A 6,621-nucleotide genomic window follows, 5' to 3' on the forward strand; every position below is an offset into this window, starting at 1 on the left:
GCCCGGGCCACGGGCGGGCCCCCGCCGTCCCGTCCACCGTGCTCCGGTGCCGCCGCGGCCGGGCGCGGGGCCGCCGCGTCGCGGGCCGTCCCCGAGGGGGAGGCCGGTGCCCACGAGCGGGACTCGGTGGGGACCGCCGCGAGGGCGTCGCGGACCGCGGCCGCGTCGGGGAAGCGGTCCTCGCGCGCCGGGCGCAGGCACCGTTCGATGACGGCGACGAGCTCGGCTGGCACGTCGTCGCGTCCCTGCGGGCGCATCTGACCCGTGCGGACGCGGCGCAGGTAGCCGAGCGCGGTGTCCTCGTGCTCGTCGTCGCTCGCGAACGGCGCGCGACCGTGGACCAGGGTGCTGAGGGTGGACCCGAGCGACCAGATGTCGTCGGCCTCCGTCGGCTCGAGCCCGTCGAGGACCTGCGGCGACGCGTGCCGGTAGCTGAACCGCTCGAGCGAGGCGGTGCGCCCGGAGTCGGCACGGCGTGCGATCCCGAAGTCCGTCAGGACGTACGAGGTCGGCAGCACGAGCACGTTCTGCGGCTTGACGTCGCGGTGCAGGACCCCGTGCGCGTGCGCGAAGGCCAGCGCGTCCGCGACGGCGGTCCCGGCGGCCACCACCTCCGACGGCGGCAGCGGGCCGTGCGCGCGCACGCGCTCGTGCAGCGACCCGAGGTCGTGGAAGTCCATGACGAGGCAGGCACGTCCGTCGGGCGTCGTCGCGGTGTCGAGGACCGTGACGATGTGCGGGTGCTGGCGCCCGAGCGTGACGGTGATCTCGAGCTCGCGCTGGAAGCGCGCGAGCGTCGCCGGGTCCGCGACGTCGATCACCTTGATGGCGACGTCACGCCGCAGCGCCGTCTGGCGCGCGCGGTACACGACGCTGTCCCCGCCGCGGGCGATCTCGACGACGTCCTCGTAGCCCGCGAGCCCGAGGTCCACCGCCCCGCCGGCGGGGCGCGGCGTGGCGGGCGGGGGTGCCCAGAGCGCGTCGTCCGGCGCCGGCCGCGCGGGCTGCCCGTCGGACGGGTCCGCCACCCGCTCAGGCATCGTCCGGCTCCTCACACGTCGTCGGGGCGGCACGCTCGCCGAGCGCCTGGTGGTCGGGAGGGTATCCGGCCCGTCGCCCGTGCGGCAGCCCCGGCCCGCGCGTCGGCGGAGCTGCTCACCGACCCCCGCCGCCGAGCAGCGGGTCGTCGGGACCGTCGGTGAGGTCCAGCACGGCCTCGCTCACCGCGTCGACGACCGCCTCGCCGGCCGCCACGGCCAGCGCGCCCGGCGTGACGAGCATGCCCGCCGGACCCATCACGTCGAAGACGGCGTCCATGCGGTCGGTGAAGCGGTCCCCGAACGCCGTGCCCTCCATGCGCTCGCGCAGGTCGTCCCCGATCGCGGACCCGGCCGACCACGAGACGGCGGGGCCGGCGACCCACGGGCTCGAGGTCACCATGCCCGCGACGCCGAGGCCGCCGGAGACGGTGCCGTTGACGGCCTGCCACCCGTCGCCGTCCCGGTACCCGTGGTAGGCGCCGTGCAGGTCGTTCGCGGTGCCGATGGCGCCCAGGACCCCGAGGACCGAGCCCGTGCCCGTGCCGATGGACCGGTCGAGGAACCCGCCCAGCGCACCGGACGCCCCCGCCGCGTCCATCGCCTGCCCGGCGCGGCGACGCAGGTCGCCGAGCTCGGCGAGGCTCACCGCGGTGCCGAGCATGCCGAGCTGGGCGACGGTCTGCGAGAAGACCTCGCCCAGCGCGTCGACGCGGGCGTGCACCCGGTCGCGCAGCGCGGTCCAGCCGGACGCGCCCCCGCTCGCCTCGTCCTGGTCGGCCGCCTCCTCCAGGAGCTGCGCGGCGCCGCGCCGCATCAGGGCCGCGGTGAGGTGCAGCGTCACCGCGTGGGTCTCGTCCCAGGTCGCGCGGAAGGTGCGGGCGTCCTGCCCCGTCCAGCCGAGGCCGTCGACGCCGTCGACGGTGCGCAGGTCGACCTGCTCGAGATGGTCGGCGGTCGCGGCGAGCGCGACCGCGAGCGAGCGCAGCGCCTCGGCGTCAGCGCCGTGCGAGATGCCGACGGTCACGGGCCCTCCTCCGGTGGTCCCGGGTCGCTCCCGGGCCTGCGTCGATGCTCGTCCCGCGGGACCCGCGGGGTCGAGCGCCGGCGCCCGGAAGGTTCCGCCGTCAGGCGCGAGCGACGACCAGCCGGCGGTAGGACGGCACGAGCACGCCGCGCTGGGCGCTGCGTCGCACCACGCGCAACGGCGCGCCGTCCGCCCAGAGGGTCTCGACGAGGCCGCGCACCTCGGCCCGCGCGAGCGGCGCGCCCAGGCACAGGTGCCGGCCCGCGCCGAACCACAGCTGCCGGTTCTCCGCCGCGTACGGGCGGTCGAGGCGGAAGCGCCCGACGGCGGTGTTCGCCGACCACACGAGCGCGAGCAGGCTGTCCCCGGCGCGCAGCGCGCGGCCCCCCAGCTCGACGTCGGCCGCGACCGAGCGCCCGATGACGACCGCGGGCGTGCTCACGCGCAGCCCTTCCCGCACCGCGTCGTCGAGGTGCTCCGGCCGGCGCAGCAGGCGGTGCTGCTCGCCCGTGTCCACGAGCAGCGCGACGGTGCGCTGCATCGCGGAAGCCGACGTCTCGGTGCCCGCGACGAGCAGCAGCGCCGCGAGCCCGGTCGCCTCGCGCTCGGTCACGCCCAGCTCGCGCATGCGGCCGAGCAGCGTCGAGCCCGGGGCGGTGCGGTAGGCGTGCGGGACCCCGGCCGTGAGCTCGGCGACGACGTCGCGCGCGACCTGCACGAGCTCGGGGTCGAGCACCGGCTGGGTCGTCGCGCGCACCGCCGTCGTCGCGAGGCGCTCGCCCCGGGCGAAGACCAGCCGCGCGGCGTCGTCGCTCACCTCGTCGCCCGCCACCGGGATGCCGAGCGACGCGATCATCATGCGGCCCACCGCGACGCGCGACAGGTCCGCGACGTCGACCTCACCCCCCGCCGCGAGCAGGGCCCGTGCCGACGCGAGCAGCGGTCCCCACACCTGCGCCACCTGCTCGCGCGCCGCCGCGTCGGTGAACAGCTCGCGCGAGCGCGACCGCAGGTCGTGGTGCCCGGGCCCGTCGAACAGCTCGGTCACCCACGGGCCGAGCACCTGGGCCCACAGGTGCCCGACGCCGCCCTCGCCGACCATCGAGAACGCGCCGTGGTCGTTGAGCGCCCGCCGGGCCAGCACGGGGGAGGCGGTCACCCAGCCGACGCGCGGGACGCGGACCACGCGGCGGGCGGCGACGGCGCGGCCGGCGAGCAGCAGCGCGGCCACCGCGGGGCGTGCGGCGACGACGAGGGCGACGTCGCGGGCGTGGGCGAGCATGCGCGCACTGTGCCACGTCCCGCGCCTCAGTCCCGCGCCTCGCGGCCTCGGCGTCGGCAGTTCACCCCGTCGGCGCCGGGGCCGGCCGAGCCCCCGTCGATAGGCTCTCGCCCATGCCCTCCCCCAGAGCGGTCCCTGCTGCGGTGCTCGCGGGGGTCGAGGTCCACCTGCCCGAGCGCACCGTCCGCGTGCTCGACGCCGAGCGCGCGCTCGCCGCGCGCAACCCCGGTGTCGCACCGCCGGCGGGCATGGTCGGGCGCCTGACCGGCGTGCGCGCCGTGCACGTGCTGCCGGACGACTGGCAGGCGTCCGACCTGGCCACGGCGGCGGCGGCCAAGCTGCTCGCCGCGCAGGGTCTCGCGCTCGAGGACGTCGACCTGCTCCTGTTCGCCTCGGCGAGCCAGGACATGGTCGAGCCGGCGACGTCGCACATCGTGGCCCAGAAGCTCGGCCTCGGCTGTCCGGTGATGGACGTCAAGAACGCGTGCAACTCGGTGCTCAACGCGCTCGAGGTGGGCGAGGCGCTCATCCGCACCGGGCGGTACCGCACGGTGCTCGTGGCGAGCGGCGAGGCGCCGTCGCGCGCGGTGCGCTGGGACGTGCCCGACCGTGCGACCTACCTGCGCTCGGCGGCGGGCTACACGATGTCCGACGGCGGCGCGGCGCTCCTGCTGCGCGCGGCGCCGGCGGACCCCGGGCCGGCGCCCGTGGGCGTCCTCGCGTCCGGGTTCGCGGCGCAGTCGCAGCACTGGACCATCGGCACGCTGCCCGGGGGCGGTACCGCGCACCCGCGCGACCTGGACCGGACGTACTTCGACATCGACGGCTCGCGCCTGCGTGAGGCCTTCCTCGCGCTCGGCCCCGGCACGGTGCTCGAGGTGCTCGCGCGTGCCGGGCTGACGTGGGACGACGTCGCGCTGGTCGCGGTGCACCAGGTCGCCGTCACCTACCTCGGCGACGTCCACGACGCGCTCGGCCTGCCCGCCGACCGCACGCTGCTCACGGTGGCCGAGCACGGCAACCTCGCGTCGGTCACCCTGCCCCTGCAGCTCGTGCGGGCGCGGGAGCAGGGGCGCGTCGGGCCCGGCGACGTCGTGCTCCTCGTGGGCCTCGCGGGCGGCATCAGCATCGGCGCGATGGCCGTCCGCCTGTGACCCTCGCCGTCGTCGTCCCCGCCTTCCAGGAGGCCACCGGCATCGGCGCGACGCTCGCCGCGCTGCGCGACCAGCGGGACGCGGATTTCGACGTGGTCGTGGTCGACAACGGCTCGACGGACGGCACGCCCGACGTCGTGCGCGCGTTCGTCGAGCGGTGGGGTCTCGCGCGCTGGCGCGTGCTGCACGAGCCGCTCAAGGGCACCGGCGCGGCGGCCGACACCGGCATGCGCGCGGCGATCGCCGCCGGCGCGACCCTCCTGGCGCGCACGGACGCCGACTGCCTGCCCGCGCCCGGCTGGACGCGCGCCGTGCGGACGGCGCTCACCGACGGCGGCCTCGAGCTCGTCACGGGCCCGATGCTGCCGCGCTCGGACGACGTCCCGGTGGGACCGCTGCGGCGCGGCGCGCTGCGGGCCGCCGTCGCGGTCGCGGCGCGCTTCGGCCAGATCCGGCCCGGCAACCAGGACCCGGCCTACCTCGGCCCGTACCTCATGTGCCCGGGCTGCAACCTCGCCATCACGGCGGACCTGTACGAGCGTGCGGGCGGCTTCCCGCGTACCGCCATCGAGGACCTCCACGAGGACCGCGCGCTGGTCAACGCCGTGCGGCGCCTGACCCCGCGCTACGGCTACCGCCGCGACGTCGTCGTGCGCGCCTCCGTGCGGCGCGTGCACGCGTGGGGCCTGCGCCGCACGCTCGGGTGGTACGCGGACCACCGCTACCGCCCCGCCGTGGTGGACATCCGATGAGCCGCCCCGACGCCGCGGCGCGGACCGCGCCGCTCGCGCACGCCATGGCCTGGGAGGAGCGCGTGCAGCGGGGCGCCCACCCCGTCGTCTACCCGTTCCTGCGCCGGGTCGCCGCGCGGGGCCCGGTGGTGCGCGTGCCCGGCCTCGGGGTGGTCGTCAGCGACGCCGCGCTCGCCCGCGAGGTCCTGCTGGACACCGAGCGCTTCACGAAGACCGGCCCGGGCTCCCCGGCGGACCTCTGGACGCCGGTCCTCGGGCCGGCGGTGCTGCTCAACATGGAGGGCGACGACCACGCGCGCCTGCGCGGCCGCCTCGCGCCGCTCTTCACGCCGCGCGCGGTCGCCGACCTGACCGGCCCGGTGCTGGCCGGGCCGACGGAACGGCTGGGCGAGCGGCTCGCGGCCGGGGCGCACGTGGACCTCGTCGCGCACGTCGGCGCCATGGCCGGGGCCGTCATCTGCCGGATGACGGGCCTGCCCGCGACGGACGCGGCCGTGCGCTCCGCGTTCCGTGACGCGCAGGAGATCGTCGGGATGGTGCGCCTGCACCGGCGCACGCTCACGCCGCCGCAGGTGCGCCGGGCGCGCGAGGTGCTGGGCAGGCTGTCGGCGCACGCGGTGACCGCGTACCGCGCGGGCGACGAGGCGACCGTGCCCGGCCGGATGCGCGCGCTCGGGCTCAGCGAGTCCGAGGCGCGCGGCGCCGTCGGCGCCTTCGTGCTCACGGGCACCGAGACCCTCGTCTCGTTCGTGCCGCGGCTCGCGGCGCTGCTCGCCGACACCGGCTGGGACGCGCGCCTCGCGGCGGCGGACGACGCCGGGCTCGCCGGCAAGGTCGTGTCCGAGGCGCTGCGGATCACCGCGCCGACACCCGCGATGCTGCGCAGCGTCGAGGCCGCGGGCGACGTCGGGGGCGTGCGTGTCGCCGCCGGGGACCGCGTCGTCATCGCGACGCTGCTCGCGTGCCGGGGGGCCGGGCCCTTCGCGCCCGACGTCCCGCAGCCGGCGGCCGTGCGCCAGCTGTGGTTCGGGGCGGGACCCCACTTCTGCCTCGGCATGCCGCTCGCCATGGTGCAGACCACCGCCGTGCTCGACGCCCTGCTCGCCGCCGTGCGCTCGGCGGGGCCGCTGCGCGTCGTCGAGCGCCGGGTCGCGCGCGGCGTGCTCATCCCGGCCTACGCGCACCTGGCCGTCGGGGCGGGACCCCGCCGCGAGGCCGACGCCGCATGACGCCCGACCTCGTGCACGAGGTCCTCGTGCAGTGCGACCGGCACCCCGCGCGCGTCGCGCTGCGCGCGGGCCGGGTGGAGCTGACCTACGGCGAGCTCGGGCGCCGCGTGCGCGCGACCGCCGCGGCGCTGCGGGCGGGC

Annotated in this window: 6 protein-coding genes; 3 read left to right on the forward strand and 3 right to left on the reverse strand. The window is 77.8% G+C overall.

The features are described from left to right. The 3 genes from IDM29_RS13525 to IDM29_RS13535 all read right to left on the reverse strand — a co-directional run. Nucleotides 1-1,040: serine/threonine-protein kinase (locus IDM29_RS13525; protein WP_188037639.1), on the reverse strand; the 1,040-nt coding region annotated here is incomplete at its 3' end. Nucleotides 1,041-1,155: 115 nt separating this feature from the next. Then, the gene (locus IDM29_RS13530) at nucleotides 1,156-2,064 is read right to left on the reverse strand and encodes a hypothetical protein (protein WP_182111590.1); all 909 of its coding nucleotides are present in this window, start codon (nucleotides 2,062-2,064) and stop codon (nucleotides 1,156-1,158) included. 100 nt (nucleotides 2,065-2,164) lie between these two features. Next, a complete protein-coding gene (locus IDM29_RS13535) occupies nucleotides 2,165-3,346 on the reverse strand; it encodes a cytochrome P450 (RefSeq protein WP_182111589.1) in 1,182 nt (393 codons plus the stop codon). A gap of 113 nt (nucleotides 3,347-3,459) precedes the next feature. Between IDM29_RS13535 and IDM29_RS13540 the strand changes: the two genes are divergently transcribed. Genes IDM29_RS13540 through IDM29_RS13550 form a run of 3 tightly spaced genes read left to right on the forward strand, consistent with a single transcriptional unit; the run spans nucleotide 3,460 to nucleotide 6,481 of the window. Further along, nucleotides 3,460-4,500 carry a 3-oxoacyl-ACP synthase III family protein gene (locus tag IDM29_RS13540; protein ID WP_182111588.1) on the forward strand — a complete coding sequence of 347 codons (1,041 nt, stop codon included), beginning with the start codon at nucleotides 3,460-3,462 and terminating at the stop codon, nucleotides 4,498-4,500. After that, nucleotides 4,497-5,252 carry a glycosyltransferase family A protein gene (locus IDM29_RS13545; RefSeq protein WP_182111587.1) on the forward strand — a complete coding sequence of 252 codons (756 nt, stop codon included), beginning with the start codon at nucleotides 4,497-4,499 and terminating at the stop codon, nucleotides 5,250-5,252. Before IDM29_RS13540 ends, IDM29_RS13545 begins: the two co-directional genes overlap by 4 nt. Then, on the forward strand, nucleotides 5,249-6,481 hold the full coding sequence (locus IDM29_RS13550) for a cytochrome P450 (RefSeq protein ID WP_220457950.1): 1,233 nt from the start codon (nucleotides 5,249-5,251) through the stop codon (nucleotides 6,479-6,481). The genes IDM29_RS13545 and IDM29_RS13550 overlap by 4 nt, the downstream gene beginning before the upstream one ends. Nucleotides 6,482-6,621: the final 140 nt, after the last annotated feature.

This window comes from Actinotalea sp. JY-7885, assembly GCF_014525465.1.
Classification (GTDB): domain Bacteria; phylum Actinomycetota; class Actinomycetes; order Actinomycetales; family Cellulomonadaceae; genus Actinotalea.

Excerpts from the sequence above, each read along its gene's own strand:
- IDM29_RS13540 (WP_182111588.1), top strand. The coding sequence starts at position 3,460 with ATGCCCTCCCCCAGAGCGGTCCCTGCTGCGGTGCTCGCGGGGGTCGAG.
- IDM29_RS13535 (WP_182111589.1), bottom strand. The coding sequence starts at position 3,346 with ATGCTCGCCCACGCCCGCGACGTCGCCCTCGTCGTCGCCGCACGCCCC.
- IDM29_RS13550 (WP_220457950.1), top strand. The coding sequence starts at position 5,249 with ATGAGCCGCCCCGACGCCGCGGCGCGGACCGCGCCGCTCGCGCACGCC.